This is a genomic window from Burkholderia stabilis (genome assembly GCF_001742165.1).
Classification (GTDB): Bacteria; Pseudomonadota; Gammaproteobacteria; order Burkholderiales; family Burkholderiaceae; genus Burkholderia; species Burkholderia stabilis.
Genome location: NZ_CP016442.1, coordinates 2,832,579 through 2,853,142, shown reverse-complemented (window position 1 = coordinate 2,853,142; position 20,564 = coordinate 2,832,579). Strand labels below are relative to the sequence as shown.

Sequence of the window (20,564 nt, the reverse complement as noted above, 5' to 3'; positions counted from 1 at the left end):
GTGCCGCCCACGCGCCTGCCACGTGCGGCAACGCGTCCGTCTCTCCGGAAAACAGGCCCTACCCGCGCGCGCGGTAGAGATCGGTCAAAACCCTGGTCGAGCGCCGCGCCTCGAACAGCGCGGACAGCCGCGCCACTTCCGGGCTCGCGAGATCGCGGATCGCGGCGTCGTCGGCGAGGATGCGGCGGATCAGGTCGAGCTTGCGGCCGAGATCCGATTCGTCGAGCGCGACGCCCGGATCGGCCTCCTTCAACCCGTCGACGAGCTGCAGGAATTCGGCCTGCAACCCCGGCAACGCGCTCCAGTCGGCGCCGCGCGCGGCGCACAGCATCCGGCCCGACACGGCTGCAAGCGCCTCGTAACGCGCGAAGTATTCGGCCTTGTGATTCATCGTGAAGCTTCCGCTGCCTGTTGCGCGGCCATGCGCGCGACTTCCGGGGCAATGCCCGTCCATGCTTCCTCCAGCGTCGCGAGCAGCCCGTCGACCTCGACCAGCATCGCGTCGCTGCCCTGCACGTTCGCTTCCAGCAGGCGTCGGCCGATGTACGCATACAGCGCGTCGAGGCGGCCGGCGATCTCGCCGCCCGCGTCGCGGTTCAGCGACGCCTGCAGCCCGCTCTCGACGATCCGGATCGCCTTGCCGATCGCTTCGCCGCGCGCGGCCACGTTGCCCTGCTGCAGATGCATGCGCGCCAGCGCAATCGCCTGCCGCGCGCCCTGGTACAGCATCGCGATCAACCGGTGCGGGGAGGCGCCCATCACCCCCGTCTCGACGCCGACACGCGCATAGGCATTGGCTCCAGCGTGTCCTGGGGAAAACATGCGCATCTCCTTGTTATGCCTTGGCTATACGGGAGCCGCCGCCGTGCGTCGCACGGCGCGGCCTTCTCCAGAGTTATCGGAAGGGATTTGAAAAGCTTTAGGCACGCGGGGCCGCCGGCGGGCGCGGGATGCCGGCTCCGTACGGACGCCCGGAAGGTCGTTCCCGGATGCCCGTTGCCGGATGCCCGTCGCGTCAGACGGACATCTGCGCGATTTCGTTGTAAGCGCTCACCAACTTGTTGCGGACCTGAAGCCCGAACTGGAAGCCGATGTTGGCTTTCTGCATGTCGACCATCACGTCGTTCAGCGACACGTTCGGCGCGCCGACCTCGAACGCCTTGGCCTCGCCGAGCGCGTGCTGCTGGTCGCCGCTGATCTTGTCGAGCGACGCCTTCATCGCGCTCGCGAACGTGCCGGCCGTCGCCGCGCCCGAGCCGGCCAGCGCCGCCGCCGGGCTCCCGACGCCGCCGGACGCCTGTGCGGCCATCGACTGCATCTGTTGCAACACCGAACCGATTCCGCTGACGTTCGCAGTCATGCTGTCCCCAGACTTGAGAGAAGAGACCCGGGCGCACCGGGCGTTTCCGCCGGGGCCGCACCACGCGCACCATGCCGGATCGCGAAAAAGGATAGCAGCGCGCCGCGCGGCAAAGCCGAGAAAGTACGGGGGAAACCCCGCTCTTTTCGGTCGATCGGAGTCCGCCCCGGATCACGATAATCGCATCGTGTCATTGTCCGCCCGCTCGTCCGAGCGAGCTCAGTCGTCCCGCTCCGGAGAAACTCGACGCATGGATTCGCAGGCCAACTCGCTGATCAATCCCGACGCCCGCGCGGGCCTCGCCAGCCCGGCGCCAGGCGCCGCCGCGGCCGCCGCGTTGCCGGGCGCGGGTGGCGCAGGCGCGGACTTCGGGCTTGGCGGCTTCGCGGAACGCATTCCCGGCATCTCGCGGATGAAGGGCAACCCGAAGCTGCCGTTCGTGATCGCCGTCGCGCTCGCCATCGCCGCGATCACCGCGCTCGTGCTGTGGAGCCGCACGCCCGACTACCGCGTGCTGTACAGCAACCTGTCGGACCGCGACGGCGGCGCGATCATTACCGCGCTCCAGCAGGCAAACGTTCCCTACAAGTTCGCCGATGCCGGCGGCGCGATCCTCGTGCCGTCGAGCCAGGTGCATGAAACGCGCCTGAAGCTCGCCGCGATGGGCCTGCCCAAGGGCGGCTCGGTCGGCTTCGAGCTGATGGACAACCAGAAATTCGGCATCAGCCAGTTCGCCGAACAGGTGAACTACCAGCGCGCGCTCGAAGGCGAGCTGCAGCGCACCATCGAATCGATCAACGCGGTGCGCAGCGCGCGCGTGCATCTGGCGATCCCGAAGCCGTCGGTCTTCGTGCGCGACAAGGAAGCGCCGAGCGCGTCGGTGTTCGTCGACCTCTACCCGGGCCGCGTGCTCGACGAGGGCCAGGTCCAGGCGATCACGCGGATGGTGTCGTCCGGCGTACCCGACATGCCCGCGAAGAACGTGACGATCGTCGACCAGGACGGCAACCTGCTGACCCAGTCCGCATCGGCGTCCGGCCTCGACGCGAGCCAGCTCAAGTACGTGCAGCAGGTCGAGCACAACACGCAGAAGCGCATCGACGCGATCCTCGCGCCGATCTTCGGCACCGGTAACGCACGCTCGCAGGTCAGCGCGGACCTCGACTTCTCGAAGATCGAACAGACGTCGGAAAGCTACGGCCCGAACGGCGTGCCGCAGCAGGCCGCGATCCGCAGCCAGCAGACCAGCAGCGCGACCGAACTCGCGCAGGGCGGCGCGTCGGGCGTGCCGGGCGCGCTGTCGAACACGCCGCCGCAGCCGGCCTCCGCGCCGGTCGTCGCCGGCAACGGCCAGAACGCGCCGCAGACGACGCCCGTGAGCGACCGCAAGGACCAGACGACCAACTACGAGCTCGACAAGACGATCCGCCACCTCGAGCAGCCGATGGGCAGCGTGAAGCGGCTGTCGGTCGCGGTCGTCGTCAACTACCAGCCGGTCGCCGACGCGAAGGGCCACGTGACGATGCAGCCGCTGCCGCCCGCGAAGCTCGCGCAGGTCGAGCAGCTCGTGAAGGATGCGATGGGCTACGACGAGAAGCGTGGCGACTCGGTAAACGTCGTGAACAGCGCGTTCTCGACCGTGAGCGACCCGTACGCCGACCTGCCGTGGTGGCGCCAGCCCGACATGATCGCGATGGCGAAGGAAGCCGCGAAGTGGCTCGGCATCGCGGCGGCCGCGGCGGCGCTCTACTTCATGTTCGTGCGCCCGGCGATGCGCCGCGCGTTCCCGCCAGCCGAGCCGGCTGCGCCGGCGCTCGCGGCGCCGGACGATCCGGTCGCGCTCGACGGGTTGCCTGCGCCGGTCAAGACCGAGGAGCCCGACCCGATGCTGCTCGGCTTCGAGAACGAGAAGAACCGCTACGAACGCAACCTCGACTACGCGCGCACGATCGCCCGCCAGGATCCGAAGATCGTCGCCACCGTCGTGAAGAACTGGGTGTCCGATGAACGCTGAAGGCTTGACCAAGAGCGCGCTCCTGCTGATGTCGATCGGCGAGGAAGAGGCCGCGCAGGTATTCAAGTTCCTCGCGCCGCGCGAGGTGCAGAAGATCGGCGCCGCGATGGCCGCGCTGAAGAACGTCACGCGCGAGCAGGTCGAGGACGTGCTGCAGGACTTCGTGAAGGAAGCCGAGCAGCACACCGCGCTGTCGCTCGATTCGAGCGACTACATCCGCTCGGTGCTGACGAAGGCGCTCGGCGAGGACAAGGCCGGCGTGCTGATCGACCGCATCCTGCAGGGCAGCGACACGAGCGGCATCGAGGGCCTGAAGTGGATGGACTCGGGCGCCGTGGCCGAACTGATCAAGAACGAGCATCCGCAGATCATCGCGACGATCCTCGTGCACCTCGACCGCGACCAGGCGTCCGAGATCGCGTCGTGCTTCGTCGAGCGGCTGCGCAACGACGTGATGCTGCGGATCGCGACGCTCGACGGCATCCAGCCGGCCGCGCTGCGCGAGCTCGACGACGTGCTGACGGGCCTGCTGTCCGGCAGCGACAACCTGAAGCGCAGCCCGATGGGCGGCATCCGCACCGCGGCCGAGATCCTGAACTTCATGACGAGCGTGCATGAGGAAGGCGTGCTCGAAAGCGTGCGCCAGTACGACGCCGACCTCGCGCAGAAGATCGTCGACCAGATGTTCGTGTTCGAGAACCTGCTGGAGCTCGAGGATCGCGCGATCCAGATGGTGCTGAAGGAAGTCGAATCGGAAACGCTCATCATCGCGCTGAAGGGCGCACCGCCCGCGCTGCGCCAGAAGTTCCTCGCGAACATGTCGCAGCGTGCGGCCGAACTGCTCGCCGAGGATCTCGACGCGCGCGGCCCGGTGCGCGTATCCGAAGTCGAGACGCAGCAGCGCCGCATCCTGCAGATCGTGCGCAACCTCGCCGAGAGCGGCCAGATCGTGATCGGCGGCAAGGCGGAAGACGCGTATGTCTGATTCGGCGAGCGATCGCGCGGGCACCCTCACCGCGTACCAGCGGTGGGAAATGGCGTCGTTCGACCCGCCCCCGCCGCCGCCTCCGCCCGACGACGCGGCCGCCGCCGCCGCCGCGCTCGCCGAGGAACTGCAGCGCGTACGCGACGCCGCGCATGCCGAAGGCCATGCGGCCGGCCACGTCGAAGGCCAGGCGCTCGGCTACCAGGCCGGTTTCGAGCAGGGCCGCGAACAGGGTTTCGAAGCCGGCCAGGCCGACGCGCGCGAACAGGCCGCGCAGCTTGCCGCGCTCGCCGCGTCCTTCCGCGAGGCCGTGTCGACCGTCGAACACGACCTTGCATCCGACATCGCGCAACTCGCACTCGACATCGCGCAGCAGGTCGTGCGCCAGCACGTGAAGCACGACCCGGCCGCGCTCGTCGCGGCCGTGCGCGACGTGCTCGCGGCCGAACCCGCGCTCGCCGGCGCACCGCATCTCGCGGTGAATCCGGCCGACCTGCCCGTCGTCGAAGCCTACCTGCAGGACGACCTCGATACGCTCGGCTGGAACGTGCGCACCGACGCGTCGATCGAGCGCGGCGGCTGCCGCGCGCACGCCGCGACCGGCGAGGTGGACGCGACGCTGCCCACGCGCTGGCAGCGCGTCGCCGCCGCGATCGGCAAGGTGAGCACGTGGTGACGCGGCCGCCCGAATCGCTCGCGCACGACGGTATGACGCCGCTCGAACGCGAACTCGCGCTCGCGTCGTTCGGCCCCGCCGCCTCTGAGGCCGCGCACGACACGACGGCACATGCCGGCGCGGGCACGGGCGCCGCTTCGGCCGCCCCCGACATCACGCCGCGCGCGCCGCACAACCCGCATCTCGCGCTTTGGCGCACGCACCTGAACGGCCTCGCGTCGCGCAGCCACCGTGCGCTGCCGCTGCGGCCGTGCGGGCGCCTCACGCGCGCGGCGGGCCTCGTGCTCGAAGCGATCGGGTTGCGCCTGTCGGTCGGCGCCGAATGCACGATCGAATTGCCGCCCGGCAGCACGCTGTCGCACGCGGAAGCGGAAGTCGTCGGCTTCGCCGGCGACCGCCTGTTCCTGATGCCGACCACCGACGTCGCCGGCGTGCTGCCCGGCGCGCGCGTGTGGCCGCGCGAAAGCGCGCCCGTCGCCGATCCGCTCGCGGGCGCGAAGCGCCTGCCGGTCGGCTGGGAAATGCTCGGGCGTGTGGTCGACGCATCGGGCCGCCCGCTCGACGGCCTCGGCCCGCTCGCGTCGAAGGTCGACGCGCCGCTGTCCGCGCCGTCGATCAACCCGCTCGAACGCGAGCCGATCCACCACGTGCTCGACGTCGGCGTGCGTGCGATCAACGCGCTGCTCACCGTCGGCCGCGGCCAGCGGATGGGCCTGTTCGCGGGCTCCGGCGTCGGCAAGTCGGTGCTGCTCGGCACGATGGCGCGCTACACGAGCGCCGAAGTGATCGTGATCGGGCTGATCGGCGAACGCGGTCGCGAAGTGAAGGAATTCATCGAACAGATCCTCGGTGAGGACGGGCTCGCGCGCTCGGTCGTCGTCGCCGCGCCGGCCGACGTGTCGCCGCTGCTGCGGATGCAGGGCGCGGCCTACGCGACGTCGCTCGCCGAGTATTTCCGCGACCAGGGCAAGCACGTGCTGCTGCTGATGGATTCGCTGACGCGCTACGCGATGGCGCAGCGCGAGATCGCGCTGGCGATCGGCGAGCCGCCCGCGACGAAGGGCTATCCGCCGTCGGTGTTCGCGAAGCTGCCCGCGCTCGTCGAGCGCACCGGCAACGGGCCCGAAGGCGGCGGCTCGATCACCGCGTTCTACACGGTGCTGACCGAAGGCGACGACCAGCAGGACCCGATCGCCGATTCGGCACGCGCGATCCTCGACGGCCACATCGTGCTGTCGCGCACGCTCGCCGAAGCCGGCCACTATCCGGCGATCGACATCGAGGCGTCGATCAGCCGCGCGATGACCGCGCTGATCGACGAAACGCATCTCGACCACGTGCGGCAGTTCAAGCAGATGCTGTCGCGCTACCAGCGCAATCGCGACCTGATCGCGGTCGGCGCGTACGCGCCCGGCCGCGACGCACAGCTCGACCGCGCGATCGCGCTCTATCCGCGCATCGAATCGTTCCTGCAGCAGGGCTTTCGCGAATGCGCGCCATTCGCATCGAGCCTCGCCGGGCTCGATGCGCTGTTCGACGCTTACGGAGGCTGATCCAGATGGCTCACGGCTTTCCCCTTCAGCTGCTGCTCGACCGCGCGCAGGAAGACCTCGACATGGCCGCGAAGCAGCTCGGCACCGCGCAACGCGACCGCACCGCGGCCGCCGAACAGCTCGACGCGCTGCTGCACTATCGCGACGAATACCACGCCCGCTTCTCGCAATCCGCGCAGAACGGGATGCCGGCCGGCAACTGGCGCAATTTCCAGGCATTCATCGACACGCTCGACGCCGCGATCCTGCAACAGCGCAATGTGCTGGCCGCGGCCGAAGTCCGCATCGACGAGGCGCGCCCGAACTGGCAACAGAAGAAACGCACCGTCGGCTCGTATGAAATCCTGCAGGCGCGCGGCGTCGCGCAGGAAGCGCAGCGCGACGCGCGGCGCGAACAGCGCGATGCCGACGAACACGCCGCGAAGATCCTGCGCATGCGGGCCGACGCGGCCCGCTCGTCGTAACCGACCACCGCATTCGAACGAGAGAACCGTCATGCCTCCCCTGCCCCTGCTCGGCGCACTGCTCGACACCGCCGGCGCCGCAATCAAGGCCGTCCGCGGCTCGGGTTCGTCCGGCGCCGCCGCCGGCAACGACGCGTCGACCGCTTCAACCACCCCGGCCGCCGTGCCGTTCGCGCAGACGCTGAAGCAAAGCGTCGTCACGCGTCGCGACGCGACGAATACCGCCGCGCCGGATGCGTCGACGATGCAGGCTGCGTCGACGCCGGCCGCCGCCGCGAAGCCGTCCGACACGAACGACGACAAGTCGACCGACGACACGACCGCCACCGCCAACCCCGACGCCGCCGCGCTCGCGGCCGCCGCGGCCGTGCAGGCGCAACTGCAGGCGCGCGCGGACAACGCGGCGACACCTGATGCCGCCGCCGCCGCTGCCGCCGCGCAAAAGACGGCCGTGTCCGGCCAGCCCGACGCGACGGCCACGCTGGCGGATCACGCGGCGAAGGATGTGGCCGCCCAGCCGGCCGCTACGGCGTCCGGCCGTGACGCGCTGCAAGCGGCGCTCGCCAGGCTGACGGACGGCGCGGGCGCGATCGCGATGCCCGCGACCGGCTCGACGGCGTCGGCCGCTGCAGCACCGGCATCGGCATCGGCTGCATCGGGCAACGCCGCCACCGCGCCGCTGATGCCGAAGGTGCCGACGTTCGACCGCACGCTCGCCGACGCGAAAGGCGCGATCGCCACGCAGCAGCCGGCGCAGGCCACCGCGCAGGCACTGCAGGCCGCCGCGAATGCACAGTCCGGCGCGCAGCATGCGCTCGCGGCAGCCAGCGACGCGACCGATCCGGCCGCCAGCGCGACGCTCGCGGCCGGCGCAACGGCCGCGGCTGCGGCGCAGGCGAACCTGCAGCTGTCGCCGGCCGCCGGCGCGATCGCCGCCGCCAACGCACACGTGCTCGCCCCGCACGTCGGCACTCCCGACTGGACGGACGCGCTGAGCCAGAAGGTCGTGTTCCTGTCGAATGCGCACCAGCAGAGCGCCGAGCTGACGCTCAACCCGCCCGATCTCGGGCCGCTGCAGGTCGTGCTGCGCGTCGCCGACAATCACGCGCACGCGTTGTTCGTGTCGCAGCACGCGCAGGTGCGCGACGCGGTCGAAGCCGCGCTGCCGAAGCTGCGTGAAGCGATGGAAGCAGGCGGGCTCGGGCTCGGCAGCGCGACCGTCAGCGACGGCGGTTTCGCATCGCAACAACAGCAGCAGAACCCGCAACAGACCTTCGCCGGCGGCCAGTCGCCGCGGCGCGGGAACGGCGGATCGTCAGCCGTCGATGCACCGGCCGACGCTGCGCAATCCGCACCGGCCGCCACGCGCGTGAGCCGCGCGGGCCTCGTCGATACGTTCGCCTGAGCATGGCTGCCCGGGTGCGCGCGCCGCTCAGCGGCCGTGCACCGCGGCCGCCTCGCCGCGCGGCACACCGCCCTTGCGCGCCGCGACGATGAAATCCGCCGCGCGTTCGCCGATCATCACCGACGGCGCATTCGTGTTCCCGCCGACGAGCGTCGGCATCACCGACGCATCCACCACGCGCAATCCTTCGACGCCGCGCACGCGCAATTGCGGATCGACGACCGCGCGGGCATCGGAACCCATCCGGCACGTGCCGACCGGGTGATAGATCGTGTCGGCATGCGCGACGATCGTCGCGCGCAGCTCGGCTTCGCTCTGGTCCGCCCGCGTGTACAGCTCGCGCCCGCCCTGCGACGCGAGCGGCGCCTGCGACAGGATCCGGCGCATCGCCTGCGTGCCGCGCACGAGCAGGTCGAGATCGCGCGTATCACTGAAGAAGCGCGGATCGATCAGCGGCGCCTCGCGCGCATCGCCGCTCGCGAGCGCCACCGTGCCACGGCTGTACGGCCGCAGCGCGCATACGTGCAGCGAATAGCCGAACCCCCAGTGCATCTTGCGGTTGTGGTCGTCGACGAGCGCCGTGCAGAAATGCAGCTGCAGGTCGGGACGATCGAGCGACGGATCGCTCTTGATGAAGCCGCCGGCCTCCGCGACGTTGCTCGTCATCATCCCGGTGCGGCTCGAGAAATAGCGCGCGAGCGCGGGCGTCATCTTCGCGATCCCGCGCAGGCACACGCCGACCAGCTCCGACGAATTCACGCGCGTGTTGATGATGAAGTCGATGTGGTCGATCAGGTTGGTGCCGACGTCCGGTGCGTCCTGCACCACCGCGATCCCGTGCCGGCGCAATTGCTCCGCCGGGCCGATCCCCGAACACATCAGCAGTTGCGGCGAATTGAACGCGCCGGCCGACAGGATCACTTCCGCGCGTGCGCCGAGCGTCTCGACGCGCCCGTTGCGCGATACCGCGACGCCGACCGCGCGCTTGCCGTCGAAGCCGACGCGCAGCACCGTCGCATCGGTGATCACGTGCAGGTTCGGCCGGTTGCGGCCGTAGATGTAAGCGCGCGCGACGCTGCAGCGCGAGCCGTCGCGGTGTGTGACCTGATAGAAGCCGACGCCTTCCTGCGTCGCGCCGTTGAAGTCGTCGTTCAGCGGATAACCCGCGGCGTGCGCGGCCTGGATGAATCGTTCGGAGAACGGATTGCGAAAGCGCAGATCCGACACCGACAGCGGGCCGTCCGCGCCGTGCCACGCATCGGCGCCGCGCGCGTTGCCTTCCGCGCGGCGGAAGTACGGCAGCACGTCCTGCCAGCCCCAGCCCGTCGCGCCGAGCTGTGCCCATTCGTCGTAGTCGCCCGGGTGGCCGCGCGTATAGATCATCGCGTTGATCGCGCTCGAGCCGCCCATCCCGCGCCCGCGCGGCTGGTAGCCGCGCCGCCCGCCGAGGCCCGGCTGCGGCACCGTCTCGTAACCGTAGTTGGTGCCGAGCTTGAACGGCACCAGCGCCGCGATGCCGACCGGCATGTTGACGAGCAGGTTGCGCTCCGAGTGCGAGCCGGCCTCGATCAGCGCGATGGTCGCGTCGGGGCATGCATCGGCGAGGCGTCCTGCCAGGCTCGACCCGCCCGATCCGCCGCCAACGATGATGTAGTCGTATTGCATGTCACGTCTCCTTCGTGTCATGAACGGCGCCCGGCGCGGCCCGGCTTCCGCCTGTAATGTTCGGGCATTGTAGGAATGGCCGTCACGCGCGCGGCGCGCGGATTCAAGAGCGATTCCTCTAAACGCCCGCGTGAACTAAATTTAAGATGTATCGATTCGCTTTGCGCGATGCGCCGGCCGCGAGAAGCCGATCCGTCGCGAAACGGGCGTGACGACGATGCAGCGCGACGTTCTGCAGGCCATGTGCCGACCGGGTCATCCGGATGCGACGCGCGCAGCCCGTATTTCATTTCAAACGGCCGCCCGCGCGGGAACCTGCAGCGTCATGCGCGCGGCCGATCGAAATCGAACGGTACGTGTCGTCGCCGACCGTTTGGACGGCGTGTCGCCGCAGCGGCACGGCGCGCAGCGGCCCGTATCGGCGTGCGCGCCGCGCCGCCCCGCTTCGGTGCGCCGGCAAGCGAGCGCGCGGCGGCAGCACGTGCCCGGCAACGGTCGCATCGCACCGCCCGCGCATGCGCAGCAACACGGCTTTCGGATGCGGATACCGTCGCGCGGATGCGACGCCCGCCGCACGCAGCAACCGGTTTTCGAGCGCACGTCGCATCCGGCCCCGCGCCGTGCGACGCGCACCACCCCGATCCGCGTCGCCGCGCTCGCCGAGCGCGCGCGTGCGGCGTGACGGCCGGCCGACCAGCCAGGCCCAACTGGAGGAGACGACATGAAGAACGACCTGCCCGAACTGGCCCCGCAAGCAGTACCGTCGGTCGATGCGCTGACGTCGCTGCTGCGCGACCAGCGTGCTGCCTACCTGCGCGCGCCCTATCCGGCATGGGAAACGCGCGTGCAGCACCTGCGCGCGCTGCGCACGATGCTGATCGACCATGCGGACGCGCTCGCCGAAGCGATCAGCGCCGACTTCGGCCATCGTGCGAAGCAGGAAGTGCTGCTATCGGAAATCTGGATGGCGAAGGAAGAGATCGACGACGCGCTCAAGCACGGCAAGCGCTGGATGAAGCCGATCCGCAAGCCGATGAACAAGTGGCTGCGCCCGGCGCGCGCGAAGGTGATTCCGCAGCCGCTCGGCGTGGTCGGCATCGTCGTGCCGTGGAACTATCCGGTGCTGCTCGCGGCCGGCCCGCTGATCTGTGCGCTCGCCGCCGGCAACCGCGCGATCGTCAAGATGTCCGAGCTGACGCCGCGCACGTCGGCACTGTTCGAGCAGCTGATCGCGAAGACCTTCGCGCGCGACCACGTCGCGGTCGTGAACGGCGACGCGGAGGTCGGCGCCGCGTTCAGCGGGCTGCCGTTCGATCATCTGCTGTTCACCGGCTCGACGCACGTCGGCCGCCACGTGATGCGCGCGGCCGCCGACAACCTCACGCCGGTCACGCTCGAGCTCGGCGGCAAATCGCCGGCGATCGTCGGGCCGAACGCGCGCTTCGACGCAGCGGTCGACGCGATCGTCGCGGGCAAGACGCTGAACGCCGGTCAGACCTGCATCGCGCCCGACTACGTCCTGCTGCCGCGCGGCATGGAAGCCGCGTTCATCGAGCGCGCGCGGGCGCGGTTCGCGAAGATGTATCCCGACCTGTCGGCCAACGGCGATTACACGACGATCGTGTCACCGCGCCATTACGCGCGGCTGCAGCAACTCGCGAGCGACGCGCAGGCGGCCGGCGCGCAATTGCATCCGCTGTCCGACGCACAGTCCGACCCTGCATCGCGCCGCTTCGTGCCGTGCGCGGTCACGCAGGTGCCGGCTGCGTCGCAGCTGATGCAGGAGGAAATCTTCGGGCCGCTGCTGCCGCTCGTGCCGTACGAACGGCTCGACGAGGCGATCGCATACGTGAATGCGCGCCCGCGTCCGCTGGCGCTCTACCTGTTCGACGAGGATGGCGGCACGATCGACCGCGTGATGCGCGAAACGATCTCGGGCGGCGTGTCGATCAACGAAACGCTGATGCACATCGCGTGCGGCAGCCTGCCGTTCGGCGGTGTCGGCGCGAGCGGCATGGGCGCGTATCACGGCTACGACGGCTTCGTGACGTTCTCGAAGATGAAGCCCGTGCTCACGCAGGCGCGCCTGAATGCACGCAACCTGCTCGCGCCGCCGTACGGCAAGCGCTTCGGCGCGCTGATCAAGCTGATGTTGAAGTTCTGAGCCGGAAGAACCGGACGGGCCGCGCGCATCGCGCCGCGGCCCGCTGCAGCATGCCGCGCGGCGCAGGTGCCGCGCGCGCCGTCACACGGGCCAGAGCGGCCCTTCCTGCATCGCGCCGATCTGTTCGCGCAGTTCGAGCACGCGCGCTTCCCAGTAGCGATGCGTGTTGAACCACGGAAATGCGGCCGGAAACGCGGGATCGTCCCAGCGCCGTGCGAGCCATGCCGCGTAGTGGATCAGCCGAAGCGTGCGCAGCGCTTCGACGAGATGCAGCTCGCGCGGCTCGAATTCGCAGAAATCCTCGTAACCGGCAAGCAGATCCGCGAGCGCGCGCGACGCGCCTTCGCGATCGCCCGGCAGCAGCAGCCACAGATCCTGGATCGCGGGCGCCATCCGGCTGTCGTCGAAGTCGACGAAATGCGGGCCGGCATCGGTCCACAGCACGTTGCTCGGATGGCAATCGCCGTGGGTGCGCAGCAGGCGGATTTCGCCCGCGCGCTCGAACGCGGCCTCGACGCCTTCGAGCGCGAGCGTCACCGCCGTTTCGTAGGCTGGCCGTACATCATCCGGAATGAAATCGTGCGCGAGCAGGAAGTCGCGCGGCTCGTAGCCGAATGTGCGGATGTCGAGCACGGGACGCGCGACATACGGCTGCGTCGCGCCGACCGCATGGATCCGGCCGATGAAGCGGCCGAGCCATTCGAGCGTGTCGCTGCGATCGAGATCGGGTGCGCGGCCGCCGCGCCGCTCGAAGATCGAGAAGCGAAAGCCGTCGAACGCGTGCAGCGTGCGGCCGTCGTCGAACGCGCGCGCGGGCACCGCCGGAATCTCGCGCGCGGCGAGTTCGGCGACGAATGCGTGCTCTTCGAGGATCGCTTCGTCCGACCAGCGCGCCGGGCGATAGAACTTCGCGACGACCGGCGGGCCGTCTTCGATGCCGACCTGGTAGACGCGGTTTTCGTAGCTGTTGAGGGCGAGCAGGCGCCCGTCGGTGCGCAGGCCGGCCGGCATCAGCACGCTGTCGAGCGCGTCGAGCACGCACTCGGGCGTGAGGCCGGCAAACGGCGGGCCGGCGGGAGAAGCGGGGGCGGAAGTAGCGTCTGTCATGCCCCGCATTGTGCCGCCAGCCGGGCCGAAAGACGAGCGCCCGGTGCGACGCGTGCGCTCAGTGAAGCGCCGCGCCTGCCGGCAGCACGGATTCGCCGGTGTCGATCAGATCCTCGAGAAAGAACGGCTCGGTGTTGAGTTCTTTCGACTCGCCCGGTACGCCCGCGTACCAGGTCACCATGGCCATGTCGCCCAGGACGCGCTGGACGATGCCGCGCGCGCCCTTCGGCACCGCGATATGGGTAGTGCAGACAATCGACCCGACATGCATGATGGTTCCCCACTCTTGAAACTTGAAACCCGGCCCGCTGGCGAGCCGGCAAATGCACGATCCGCGCCGCCCTCACCGGAGCGTTGCGCGTGATCCCATTGTTCACGGTTTATCGAAGCGCGAAAAGAAGAAGAAGCAGGCGAAGTGCCGCGAATTCGTCGAATGTCTCCAATCAACCACTGCGCCGGGCGTGCGCTTGCACGCGCGGTTACCCCCATCATACCCTGTCGAATGTGACTGCCCGCCGAATCCGCCCGGCGCCGCTGCGGGTACGTGATCGGCACGGCAAGCGGGTCGCCTGCGGGAGGCGCGGCCGCCCGGAGATTTCGCGCGGCCCGTGCCTGCCGGCAACATGTCGCCCGTGTCGCGTGCTGTCGCCGCCTCTTCCTGCGTCGAACACCTCGCTCAACCCTCGAATGCCGCTCGCGCAGCGAATGGCGTGCATGCATCGCATGCGCCGACGTACTCCCTCGCGACGCCGCGCCGCTCGGCAACGAGCCGCCCATCACGCGAAAAAACCATCTGTTGCCTGGCTGCCGGCGTTGCGTTACCTTTGACGCTCATTCGCGTTCAACCGCACTCCGACACGATGCATCCGCTCACGTCCGCCCTCGCAAAATCCCGGCCGCAGTTCGACTCGCGGCCGCAGGCGTGCGCGCATCCGTCGGTCCTCCCGCCTCCTGTCGCACCGCCGCTCGTCGGCGCCGCGCCGCCCCCGCCGGCGGCACGCGCCGGCTGACCAGCCGGCTTCCGTTTCGTCTTCCATTCGCCCGTCAGTGTCCGTTGGTGCGTCGTAACGCACGGCGTTTTGCTGCGCGCGCGGATGGAACATTTCGATCCGTTCGACAGGTGGATTCACATGGTTTCGTTCAAACGCGCGCTTGCCGCGCATGGAGCGACGTCGCTCTTCGTGCTGCTGTGGAGCAGCGGCGCGATCTTCGCTGAACTCGGTCTGCGTCACGCCTCCGCGTTCGTCTTTCTCACCGCGCGTTTCGCGCTTGCATCGCTTGTGCTGCTCGCGCTGGCCTTCATGCGCAGACGCTGGCTGCCGCCGCGCGGCGAGCGGCGCATGGCCGCGCTGACCGGCTTGCTGATGATGGGCGGCTATTCGATCTTCTACCTGCTTGCGCTCGAGCGCGGGATCGCGCCGGGCGTGCTCGCGACGATCCTCGGCGTGCAGCCGATCCTCACGCTCGCGATCGTCGAGCGGCGCTGGCAGCCCGTGCGCATCGCGGGGCTCGCGCTGTCTCTGGCCGGCCTCGCGCTCATCGTGTGCCGCGGCGTGGGCGGCGCCAGCCTGCCGGTCGCGGGCATCGTGTGTGCGCTCACGGCGCTCGTCGCGCTGACCGCCGGCTCGATGATGCAAAAGCGCATGCGCGCGGCGCCCGCCGACGTGCTGCCGCTGCAGAACGCGATCGGGCTCGCGCTGTGCGTGGCGATCTTGCCGTTCCGGCCGGTTTCGTTCGACATGAGCTGGGCGTTCGTCGTGCCGCTCCTGTGGCTCGGCATCGTGATTTCGGTGATCGCGCAACTGCTGTTCTACCGGTTGATGCAGCGCGGCGATCTCGTCAACGTGACGAGCCTGTTCTATCTCGTGCCCGTCGTCACGACGCTGATGGATGCGGTCTGGCTCGGCAACCGGCCCGAACCGCTCGCGCTTGCCGGCATGGGCGCTATCATCGCCGGGCTCGCGCTCGTGTTCCGCGCACCGGCCGTACGCGCGCAACCCGACCGCGCATGAGCGCGCGGGCCGCCGCCCCTGCGGGTGCGGCGGCCCGCATCGGACACATACGACGATTCCGCGAAAAACGAAAGGAACGAGAAAGATACGTGCAAGGCATTCGTCTCACTTGCAGGAAAAACGCGTGATTCCCCGGGCTTTCCGCTGATTTTTAATGGTTCGGATAGCGAAAAGCGCCACCGGTTGCCTATACTCGAAGTGACGACCCCGCTCGCAATCGGGTCGGACCAAGACTAGAAACACCCGGCATGGGGCTGGAGCACGCGCAGACGCGCAGGCTTCGGTCAATCCTGGAGACACGCATGACGACCTACTTCACGATCGGCGACTTCATCCTGTTGATCCCGATGGCGCTGGCCGGAGCGCTATTTCTCGGCGCGGTGCCATGCGCAACCGAATTCCGTCACAACCTGCTGCGCGTGCTGGGCGTCATCCTCGGCGTCGGCGTCGCGGTATTGCTCGTCGAAGGCCTGCCTGCGCTGATCTAGCGGCGCAACCCGCATCCGACGCGCATCGCTGCACCGCAGCGATGCGTCGCGCTGCCTGCAAGCCGGCGATACGGCACGCCATGCTTCGCATGCCGTATCGACTGCCGATCAGATCGCCTGATCGGTGGACGGCTTTTCCCAAAGATTGATGCCGCCTTCCGTCGCGTAACGATCGATCTCCGCGAGTTCCTCCGCCGAGAATTCGAGGTTCTTCAACGCGCCGACGTTTTCACGCACCTGTTCCGCACGGCTCGCGCCGATCAGCGCGGACGTCACGCGGCCTTCGCGCAATACCCATGCAAGCGCCATCTGCGCGAGGCTCTGCCCGCGCCGCTCGGCGATCGCGTTGAGCTTGCGCACATGGTCGAGGTTGTCCGCGCTCAGGTGATCCTGCTTCAGCGAACCGCCGCCCGGCTTGTTCACGCGTGCGTCGGCCGGCACGCCGTTCAGGTATTTCGACGTGAGCAAACCCTGCGCGAGCGGCGTGAACGCGATACTGCCCGCGCCGACGTCGTCGAGCGTGCCGAGCAGCTCGCTCTCGATCCAGCGGTTCAGCAGGTTGTACGACGGCTGATGGATCAGCAGCGGCACCTTGTACTGTGCGAGCAACCCGGCCATCTCGCGCGCCTTCGCCGCCGAATACGACGAGATGCCGATGTAGAGCGCCTTGCCCTGCTGCACGGCCGACGCGAGCGCGCCCGCCGTTTCCTCGAGCGGCGTGTGTGCGTCGAAGCGGTGCGAGTAGAAGATGTCGACGTAGTCGAGCCCCATGCGCTGCAGGCTCTGGTCGAGGCTCGCGAGCACGTACTTGCGCGACCCGCCGCCGCTGCCGTACGGCCCCGGCCACATGTCCCAGCCGGCCTTCGTCGAGATCAGCAGCTCGTCGCGGTACGGCCGGAAATCCTCTTTCAACAACCGGCCGAAGTTGGTTTCGGCACTGCCGTACGGCGGCCCGTAGTTGTTCGCGAGATCGAAGTGGTTGATGCCGAGATCGAACGCGGTGCGCAGGATCTCGCGCTGTGTCGAGATCGGCGTCGAGTCGCCGAAGTTGTGCCACAGGCCGAGCGACAGGGCGGGCAATTTGAGCCCGGATTTGCCGCAGGTGCGGTATTGCATGTCGGCATAACGTTCGGAAGCTGCTTCGTAGGCCATGAGTATTTCCCGTCAGGACGTCGGAGGGAGGGGCGCGCGCCGGCCGCGCACAGCGCGCGACGGCGGCGAAGGAAACGCACGACGGCTATGGTAACGAAGGCGACCGATGCGCGCACGGCGATGGACGCGACCGCGGCCGTCGCCTACACTGCGGCGTCTCGAATCATCGTTTCAGCGAGGTTGGTATGTCCCGGGTCATCTCGGTTGCGCTGCTCGTCGGCGGCGTCGTGCTGCTGTATTTCGGCGGCCAGTCGTTCCATTCGATCAACGACAACGTGTCGCGCTTCTTCACCGGTTCGCCCGCCACGAAGACGATCCTGCTGATCGTGGGCGGCGCCGTCGCATCGTTCGTCGGCCTGATCGGCCTCGCGATGCCCGGCGGCAAGCGCTAGAACGCGCGCCGCACGAACGGCCCGCGTCGCACGCGCGGGCCGCGCAAAACGAAACGGGCGGCCAGGCCGCCCGTTGCTTCATTTGCCCGCGATGCGCATCGGCATCGCACGGGCCAATCGATTCCGCCTCGCCACTCGCCTAGAACTGCACTTCCGGCTTCACTGCCGAACGCGTGCCCGGAATCGGCCGGTTGCTCGCGCCGTGATAGGTGTACACGAGCGAGAACTTCACCTGGTCGGAGCGGTTCTGCCCGGCCGAATGCAGCGTGTTGCTGTGGAAGAACACGACGTCGCCTGTCTGGAGCGACGGGCACGTGGCCGCGTCGATCATCTTGCGGTTCTCCGGCAGGTCGCCGCGGAAGAACTTCGCATCGTCGAACGCTTCGGGCCCGAATTCGGCCGTATGCGAGCCGGGCACGAGCCACAGCGCACCGTTCTCGTTCGTTTCCGGGCCGAGTGCGAGCCACACCGACACCATGTCCGGACGCTCGAACGACCAGTAGCGGAAGTCGCGATGCCAGCCGGTCAGGCTGCCGTACGCAGGATGCTTCGTCATCATGCAGTTGTGATGCGCACGCGACAGCACGGGCTCTTCACCGAAGTACTCGCGCATCCACGCGCCGATTTCGGGTGCGATCGCACGCTCGGCGAACGCCGGATCGCGCGTGTACGCATCGAGCAGCCGTCGCACCGTGTGCCCGCCCGGCGCATGCTTCGACTCGGGCGCGCCCGGGTAGCGCAGGTCCGCCTCGAACTCGATCGGCTCGGCGGCTTCCAGCAACTGGCGCTCCGCGATCTGCTTGAGGGCCGCGCATTGCTGCTCGCCGACGAGGCCACGCGCGACGACGAAACCGCGTTCGCGCAATTCCGCGACTTGCGCGCGGATCGATTCCGACTGCAATGGAGACGACATGGGATGCCAGACGTTTATTGTGTGAATGTGACGATTGTAAATCGGCGCCGGATGCCGCGAACAGCACCATTGTCGTGCGCAGGGGCATGCCAATCGGCTATTTGATCCGGCTCAAGGGAACTGTTCGGCGCGGCACTGGCCTCACCGACAGGCGGTATGCGGCACACGCCTTGTGGCACAAGGGTTTATCGCGACTTTTGCCCGTCATGAATCCCCTGTAGCCTGTCGCGGCCTGTCAATTCTGGCGGGCGCGGCGCGCAACGACATTCGGTAAGATGCGTTGCGCCATCCGAGGCCGTTCATACCAGTGCGCTCTTCAGGGCGCCATCCATACAAGCGAAGCATCGTTCACATGCCATTCCGTCTGACTTCACGTCTCAGCCGCGCTGCGAATCGCGTCGTGCCGTCCGCTCCTGCCCGCTCGCTGCGCCATCACGGCGCACGCACGCAGGCGCTGGCCGAGCGCGCGCCCGCGCACAGCCGGCTGGACGGCATCCGCGCGTGGTTCCACGCGTTTTTCTCGATGATGAGCGCGCAGGCGTTCGTACGCCGTGCCGGTCTGCGCTCGCTGCTGCAGAAGCCGTCGTCGCTGCGCGCGCTCGCGCTGCGTCGCTCGCGCGGCCCGCAACGCCGCGTCAACCGCCCGCGCCGCCTCGCGGCCAGCAACGGCTGGTTCGGGTTCGGCGCACGCTGAAGCAGCCCCGGCGGGCGCTGCCCGCCATGATCGCCGCCGTTGCGCCGGCGATCCGAACCCATAAAAAAAACCCCGGCATGCCGGGGTTTTTCGTTTTGGGCGAAGGACGCTTACGCGACGCGTGCCGTCGGCTCCACGCCAGCCGCTTCGGCCAGCGCGAGTGCCTTGTCGGTTGCTTCCCACGAGAATTCCGGCTCTTCGCGGCCGAAGTGGCCGTAAGCGGCCGTCTTCTCGTAGATCGGGCGCAGCAGGTCGAGCATCTTGATGATGCCCTTCGGACGCAGGTCGAAATGCTCGCGCACGAGCTTCGTGATCACTGCATCCGACACGCGGCCCGTGCCGAACGTGTTGACCATCACCGAGGTCGGCTCGGCAACGCCGATCGCGTACGACACCTGGATCAGCGCGCGCGACGCGAGGCCCGCAGCGACGATGTTCTTCGCGACGTAACGGCCGGCATACGCAGCCGAACGGTCGACCTTCGACGGATCCTTGCCCGAGAACGCGCCGCCGCCGTGCGGTGCGGCACCGCCGTACGTATCGACGATGATCTTGCGGCCGGTCAGGCCGCAATCGCCCTGCGGGCCGCCGATCACGAACCGGCCGGTCGGGTTCACGAGGAACTTGATGTCGCCCTTGATCAGGTCGGCCGGCAGCGTCGGCTTGATGATTTCCTCGATCACGGCTTCGCGCAGCGCGGGCAGTTCGATGTCCGGTGCGTGCTGCGTCGACAGCACGACGGTGTCGATCGAATCGGGCTTGCCGTCGACGTAGCGGACCGTCACCTGCGACTTCGCGTCGGGACGCAGCCACTGCAGGCGGCCGTCGCGGCGCAGGCTGGCCTGGCGCTCGACGAGACGGTGCGACAGGTAGATCGGCAGCGGCATCAGTTCCGGCGTTTCGTCGCATGCATAACCGAACATCAGGCCCTGGTCGCCGGCGCCCTGGTCGAGGTTGTCGTCGTGTGCGCGATCGACGCCCTGTGCGATGTCGGGCGACTGCTTGTCGTACGCGACGAGCACCGCGCAACCCTTGTAGTCGATGCCGTACTCGGTGTTGTCGTAGCCGATGCGCTTGATGGTGTCGCGCGCGATCTGGATGTAATCGATGTTGGCCGTCGTGGTGATTTCACCGGCCAGAACGACGAGACCCGTGTTGCACAGCGTTTCCGCCGCAACGCGGGAATATTTGTCCTGCTCGAGGATGGCGTCGAGAATCGCGTCCGAGATTTGGTCCGCGACTTTGTCCGGATGGCCTTCGGAGACGGATTCGGACGTGAAGAGATAATCGTTTGCCACTTTTTCAGGCTCCTGTGTGGTTACGGTTGGTTTCACGTAGCCAGCTTCGTTGGGCCTGAAGCGGCGACGCTTTAGCGGATTACCAGGACCGGGCAGTGCGTGTGGCACCAGCCGGCTTCGCCCCGCAAGTTGTCAGTTAACTCGGCGAAGCCCGTATTATAGCGGCTTTCCTGAATTGTCACAGAGCGCCGCCCGTGCTGCATCTTCCGCTGTTTTCCCAAC

20 protein-coding genes are annotated in these 20,564 nt (G+C 68.5%); 11 read left to right on the top strand and 9 right to left on the bottom strand.

The genetic code is table 11. From position 1 onward, the window contains the following. Positions 1–58: 58 nt before the first annotated feature. The 3 genes from BBJ41_RS13285 to fliE form a co-directional block, all read right to left on the bottom strand. Complete coding sequence (locus BBJ41_RS13285) at positions 59–391, bottom strand: flagellar protein FliT (protein WP_069746766.1); 333 nt, start codon at positions 389–391, stop codon at positions 59–61. Beyond that, positions 388–822, bottom strand: coding sequence for a flagellar export chaperone FliS (gene fliS, locus BBJ41_RS13280; protein ID WP_069747696.1), 435 nt, complete (start codon positions 820–822; stop codon positions 388–390). The genes BBJ41_RS13285 and fliS overlap by 4 nt, the downstream gene beginning before the upstream one ends. Before the next feature lie 193 nt (positions 823–1,015). Further along, positions 1,016–1,360 (bottom strand): flagellar hook-basal body complex protein FliE, encoded by a 345-nt coding sequence (fliE, locus tag BBJ41_RS13275; protein WP_069746765.1) that lies wholly within the window; start codon positions 1,358–1,360, stop codon positions 1,016–1,018. Between the two features lie 250 nt (positions 1,361–1,610). On the opposite strand from fliE, the gene fliF reads away from it, so the two are divergent. From fliF to BBJ41_RS13245, 6 genes are read left to right on the top strand one after another with little or no spacing between them, the layout of a single operon-like run. Then, positions 1,611–3,374 (top strand): flagellar basal-body MS-ring/collar protein FliF, encoded by a 1,764-nt coding sequence (gene fliF, locus BBJ41_RS13270; protein WP_069746764.1) that lies wholly within the window; start codon positions 1,611–1,613, stop codon positions 3,372–3,374. Beyond that, the gene (fliG, locus tag BBJ41_RS13265; protein WP_069746763.1) at positions 3,364–4,359 is read left to right on the top strand and encodes a flagellar motor switch protein FliG; all 996 of its coding nucleotides are present in this window, start codon (positions 3,364–3,366) and stop codon (positions 4,357–4,359) included. Before fliF ends, fliG begins: the two co-directional genes overlap by 11 nt. Next, entirely contained in the window at positions 4,352–5,035 is a 684-nt protein-coding gene (gene fliH, locus BBJ41_RS13260; RefSeq protein WP_069746762.1) for a flagellar assembly protein FliH, read from the top strand. The genes fliG and fliH overlap by 8 nt, the downstream gene beginning before the upstream one ends. Next, a complete protein-coding gene (gene fliI / locus BBJ41_RS13255) occupies positions 5,029–6,588 on the top strand; it encodes a flagellar protein export ATPase FliI (protein ID WP_069746761.1) in 1,560 nt (519 codons plus the stop codon). Before fliH ends, fliI begins: the two co-directional genes overlap by 7 nt. Positions 6,589–6,593: 5 nt before the next feature. After that, positions 6,594–7,052 (top strand): flagellar export protein FliJ, encoded by a 459-nt coding sequence (fliJ, locus tag BBJ41_RS13250; RefSeq protein ID WP_069746760.1) that lies wholly within the window; start codon positions 6,594–6,596, stop codon positions 7,050–7,052. A 31-nt stretch (positions 7,053–7,083) separates the two neighbouring features. Beyond that, positions 7,084–8,457: a flagellar hook-length control protein FliK gene (locus BBJ41_RS13245; protein ID WP_069746759.1), complete on the top strand. Its 1,374-nt coding sequence runs from the start codon at positions 7,084–7,086 to the stop codon at positions 8,455–8,457. A gap of 27 nt (positions 8,458–8,484) precedes the next feature. On the opposite strand, the gene BBJ41_RS13240 is transcribed toward BBJ41_RS13245, so the two are convergent. Beyond that, a complete protein-coding gene (locus tag BBJ41_RS13240) occupies positions 8,485–10,122 on the bottom strand; it encodes a GMC family oxidoreductase (protein WP_069746758.1) in 1,638 nt (545 codons plus the stop codon). Positions 10,123–10,843: 721 nt separating this feature from the next. Here BBJ41_RS13240 and BBJ41_RS13230 point away from each other — a divergent pair. After that, positions 10,844–12,286: a coniferyl aldehyde dehydrogenase gene (locus tag BBJ41_RS13230; RefSeq protein ID WP_069746756.1), complete on the top strand. Its 1,443-nt coding sequence runs from the start codon at positions 10,844–10,846 to the stop codon at positions 12,284–12,286. A gap of 81 nt (positions 12,287–12,367) precedes the next feature. On the opposite strand, the gene BBJ41_RS13225 is transcribed toward BBJ41_RS13230, so the two are convergent. Then, a complete protein-coding gene (locus tag BBJ41_RS13225) occupies positions 12,368–13,393 on the bottom strand; it encodes a serine/threonine protein kinase (RefSeq protein WP_083281870.1) in 1,026 nt (341 codons plus the stop codon). Between the two features lie 58 nt (positions 13,394–13,451). Then, positions 13,452–13,664, bottom strand: coding sequence for a hypothetical protein (locus BBJ41_RS13220; protein WP_011353523.1), 213 nt, complete (start codon positions 13,662–13,664; stop codon positions 13,452–13,454). An 859-nt stretch (positions 13,665–14,523) separates the two neighbouring features. On the opposite strand from BBJ41_RS13220, the gene BBJ41_RS13215 reads away from it, so the two are divergent. Together BBJ41_RS13215 and BBJ41_RS13210 are read left to right on the top strand one after the other, a co-directional pair. After that, positions 14,524–15,405 (top strand): DMT family transporter, encoded by an 882-nt coding sequence (locus tag BBJ41_RS13215; protein WP_069747695.1) that lies wholly within the window; start codon positions 14,524–14,526, stop codon positions 15,403–15,405. Between the two features lie 302 nt (positions 15,406–15,707). After that, complete coding sequence (locus BBJ41_RS13210) at positions 15,708–15,893, top strand: hypothetical protein (RefSeq protein WP_011353526.1); 186 nt, start codon at positions 15,708–15,710, stop codon at positions 15,891–15,893. A 108-nt stretch (positions 15,894–16,001) separates the two neighbouring features. Here BBJ41_RS13210 and mgrA read toward each other — a convergent pair whose 3' ends face one another. Beyond that, positions 16,002–17,045 carry an L-glyceraldehyde 3-phosphate reductase gene (gene mgrA / locus BBJ41_RS13205; RefSeq protein ID WP_069746754.1) on the bottom strand — a complete coding sequence of 348 codons (1,044 nt, stop codon included), beginning with the start codon at positions 17,043–17,045 and terminating at the stop codon, positions 16,002–16,004. 185 nt (positions 17,046–17,230) lie between these two features. On the opposite strand from mgrA, the gene BBJ41_RS13200 reads away from it, so the two are divergent. Further along, positions 17,231–17,437 (top strand): DUF3185 family protein, encoded by a 207-nt coding sequence (locus tag BBJ41_RS13200; RefSeq protein WP_006477510.1) that lies wholly within the window; start codon positions 17,231–17,233, stop codon positions 17,435–17,437. Between the two features lie 139 nt (positions 17,438–17,576). Here the strand turns inward: BBJ41_RS13200 and BBJ41_RS13195 are convergent, their stop codons facing one another. Then, positions 17,577–18,350: a phytanoyl-CoA dioxygenase family protein gene (locus BBJ41_RS13195; RefSeq protein WP_069746753.1), complete on the bottom strand. Its 774-nt coding sequence runs from the start codon at positions 18,348–18,350 to the stop codon at positions 17,577–17,579. Between the two features lie 352 nt (positions 18,351–18,702). On the opposite strand from BBJ41_RS13195, the gene BBJ41_RS13190 reads away from it, so the two are divergent. After that, positions 18,703–19,044, top strand: coding sequence for a hypothetical protein (locus BBJ41_RS13190; protein ID WP_069746752.1), 342 nt, complete (start codon positions 18,703–18,705; stop codon positions 19,042–19,044). 110 nt (positions 19,045–19,154) lie between these two features. Here BBJ41_RS13190 and metK read toward each other — a convergent pair whose 3' ends face one another. After that, positions 19,155–20,342, bottom strand: coding sequence for a methionine adenosyltransferase (gene metK / locus BBJ41_RS13185; RefSeq protein WP_069746751.1), 1,188 nt, complete (start codon positions 20,340–20,342; stop codon positions 19,155–19,157). Positions 20,343–20,564: the final 222 nt, after the last annotated feature.

Coding starts and splice junctions, on each gene's coding strand:
- BBJ41_RS13195 (WP_069746753.1), bottom strand. CDS start 18,350: ATGTCGTCTCCATTGCAGTCGGAATCGATCCGCGCGCAAGTCGCGGAA.
- BBJ41_RS13220 (WP_011353523.1), bottom strand. CDS start 13,664: ATGCATGTCGGGTCGATTGTCTGCACTACCCATATCGCGGTGCCGAAG.
- BBJ41_RS13200 (WP_006477510.1), top strand. CDS start 17,231: ATGTCCCGGGTCATCTCGGTTGCGCTGCTCGTCGGCGGCGTCGTGCTG.
- BBJ41_RS13215 (WP_069747695.1), top strand. CDS start 14,524: ATGGTTTCGTTCAAACGCGCGCTTGCCGCGCATGGAGCGACGTCGCTC.
- mgrA (WP_069746754.1), bottom strand. CDS start 17,045: ATGGCCTACGAAGCAGCTTCCGAACGTTATGCCGACATGCAATACCGC.
- fliG (WP_069746763.1), top strand. CDS start 3,364: ATGAACGCTGAAGGCTTGACCAAGAGCGCGCTCCTGCTGATGTCGATC.
- BBJ41_RS13285 (WP_069746766.1), bottom strand. CDS start 391: ATGAATCACAAGGCCGAATACTTCGCGCGTTACGAGGCGCTTGCAGCC.
- BBJ41_RS13245 (WP_069746759.1), top strand. CDS start 7,084: ATGCCTCCCCTGCCCCTGCTCGGCGCACTGCTCGACACCGCCGGCGCC.
- fliE (WP_069746765.1), bottom strand. CDS start 1,360: ATGACTGCGAACGTCAGCGGAATCGGTTCGGTGTTGCAACAGATGCAG.
- BBJ41_RS13225 (WP_083281870.1), bottom strand. CDS start 13,393: ATGACAGACGCTACTTCCGCCCCCGCTTCTCCCGCCGGCCCGCCGTTT.
- fliH (WP_069746762.1), top strand. CDS start 4,352: ATGTCTGATTCGGCGAGCGATCGCGCGGGCACCCTCACCGCGTACCAG.
- fliJ (WP_069746760.1), top strand. CDS start 6,594: ATGGCTCACGGCTTTCCCCTTCAGCTGCTGCTCGACCGCGCGCAGGAA.
- BBJ41_RS13190 (WP_069746752.1), top strand. CDS start 18,703: ATGCCATTCCGTCTGACTTCACGTCTCAGCCGCGCTGCGAATCGCGTC.
- BBJ41_RS13230 (WP_069746756.1), top strand. CDS start 10,844: ATGAAGAACGACCTGCCCGAACTGGCCCCGCAAGCAGTACCGTCGGTC.
- BBJ41_RS13240 (WP_069746758.1), bottom strand. CDS start 10,122: ATGCAATACGACTACATCATCGTTGGCGGCGGATCGGGCGGGTCGAGC.
- fliF (WP_069746764.1), top strand. CDS start 1,611: ATGGATTCGCAGGCCAACTCGCTGATCAATCCCGACGCCCGCGCGGGC.
- fliS (WP_069747696.1), bottom strand. CDS start 822: ATGTTTTCCCCAGGACACGCTGGAGCCAATGCCTATGCGCGTGTCGGC.
- BBJ41_RS13210 (WP_011353526.1), top strand. CDS start 15,708: ATGACGACCTACTTCACGATCGGCGACTTCATCCTGTTGATCCCGATG.